Raw genomic sequence first — 1,838 nt, 5'->3', positions numbered from 1 at the left:
GACTGCGAAGTCCAATGGAATGTGCAGGAAAGGCTCAGCTATCTGCAAGAGGCGAGATCGCGCCAAAGACACGCCAGGATGATAATGCGATCTATGTGAAATTGGGGAGCAGTCGGAACCGGATCTAGCGTGGGGTGACTGACAGCACCTCGCGACTGAACGCCAAACCGGACCGGGTTGAAATGCATATTCGCGTGAGGGATTTGATGCGCTTGTGCGTATAGTGAGCGAACAGGACTTATCCGGGGAATGTCATGACCGACATAGACTCAATGCTTGTGGCCTTGCGGGACGAGGCCCTGCCTGCCGGGCTCGAGGCAATAGACGCGACCGTTCTGGGCGGGCTGCAATCGCGACGTGATCGGCAATTTTCGCACCGTGGAATGGCCCTGGCAGCGATTCTGGCCGGCTTTATCGGACTGTCGGCGGGAATTGGCAATCCGTCGCCTGCCGTTGCTGAACCTCTGTTGGGGACTCCCTTGGCGGCGCCTTCGCATCTGTTGGCTGATTGATGTCCAGGTTTGCATTCCGTTACCTCGTCATTGCCCTGATCGCAGTGCTCGCTGCAATCGCAGGATTGTGGATTGCCCGCAGTCTGCCTGTGGGTCACCATGCAGACGAAGGTCGTTTGCACACATTGATGCATGAGCAGCTGGATCTGGACGAAGTGCAAGAGCAACAGATAGACGTGCTCGAGGCGCAGTTCAGGCAGCGCCGCGCGGCTTTGAACCAGGAGTTACGGAAGTCGAATGCCGAACTGGCGCGGGCCATTGCCAGTGAGCATGGATACGGACCGGCAGTGGAGCAGGCGGTCGACAAATCTCATACGGCAATGGGCGAATTGCAGAAGGCGACGCTCAGCCATGTCTTCGCGATGCGTGCCGTCTTGCGGCCCGACCAGGCCCGCATATTCGACGAAGCCATTGCAGCTACGTTGACCGAAACACCGCAAGAGTGAGCGGTTGTGGCCGCGGGGGCAGACTTTCCGGATGATGCCAGCGCAGTCGCCGCAGCCCTTGGCGGGCGCGAGCAGGGCTATGTCTGGTTGATGGGTCGCCATCGCGCATCCGTGTTCCGCTTCGTTCGAGGGCATGTCGGCCATGACGAGGAAGCGCTCGACCTCACGCAGGAATGCTTTGTGTCAGCCTTCGCCGCCCTGAAACGCTATGATCCTGCACGCCCGTTCCGAAGATGGCTGTTGGCGATAGCGGTCAACAAGTGCCGCGATTGGGGGCGCAAGCGCGCCGTCCGCAGGTTTTTCACCTTCGCACGCCCGCTGGACGAAGCAAGCAGCATCGCCGATCCGGCATTCAACCCGGAAGAAGCGCTTGCCGCTGAAATGGGCGTAGAGCAAATCAGGGCGGCCCTGGCTCGACTTCCCGCATCACTTTCTGGTCCGCTTTTGTTATGCTCGATCGAAGGCATGAGTCAGGAAGAGGTTGCGGAAGTGCTGGGGATCAGCCGCAAAGCTGTCGAAACGCGTATCTATCGTGCACGGAAAAGATTGTCGGAACTGCTCAAGGAATAAGTCTCGCGAGCGCGAAGAGCATTTCGATTCTCGCTACGGTCGAACAACCCGGTCTATGACACAAAGAACCGCCAGACGATTGCTCCCGAGCCGGGCGGACATCCACACTAGCCGAAAGGGTTTGTGTTGACCGACTCGAATCGGTTGGCGCTTTGATCCCGGTTCCACATTGCAGGCTGCGAAATGGCCAGTTGGCGATTGCAGCTCATCCTGTAGGAGGAACGGCGCAACCCCCAATAAATGGCGGTGCGTTCGCGATGACCGAATACCTTCTGTCGCTCGGCCACCGGAGAATCGGTTTCATCCACGG

At 58.8% G+C, this 1,838-nt stretch carries 3 protein-coding genes; 2 read left to right on the top strand and 1 reads right to left on the bottom strand.

From position 1 onward, the window contains the following. Positions 1-511 precede the first annotated feature (511 nt). Entirely contained in the window at positions 512-958 is a 447-nt protein-coding gene (locus ACQY6C_RS14760) for a Spy/CpxP family protein refolding chaperone (RefSeq protein ID WP_427970047.1), read from the top strand. Positions 959-964: 6 nt separating this feature from the next. Next, positions 965-1,528 (top strand): RNA polymerase sigma factor, encoded by a 564-nt coding sequence (locus ACQY6C_RS14755; RefSeq protein ID WP_427970045.1) that lies wholly within the window; start codon positions 965-967, stop codon positions 1,526-1,528. Positions 1,529-1,635: 107 nt separating this feature from the next. Here the strand turns inward: ACQY6C_RS14755 and ACQY6C_RS14750 are convergent. Next, positions 1,636-1,838 (bottom strand): hypothetical protein (locus tag ACQY6C_RS14750; protein WP_427970043.1); only part of this gene is annotated, 203 nt, incomplete at its 5' end.

The sequence above is a fragment of the Altererythrobacter sp. genome (assembly GCF_050299635.1).
Lineage (GTDB): Bacteria > Pseudomonadota > Alphaproteobacteria > Sphingomonadales > Sphingomonadaceae > Erythrobacter.
The sequence above is the reverse complement of the archived record's forward strand: the minus strand, read 5'-3'. Positions and strand labels throughout refer to the sequence as shown.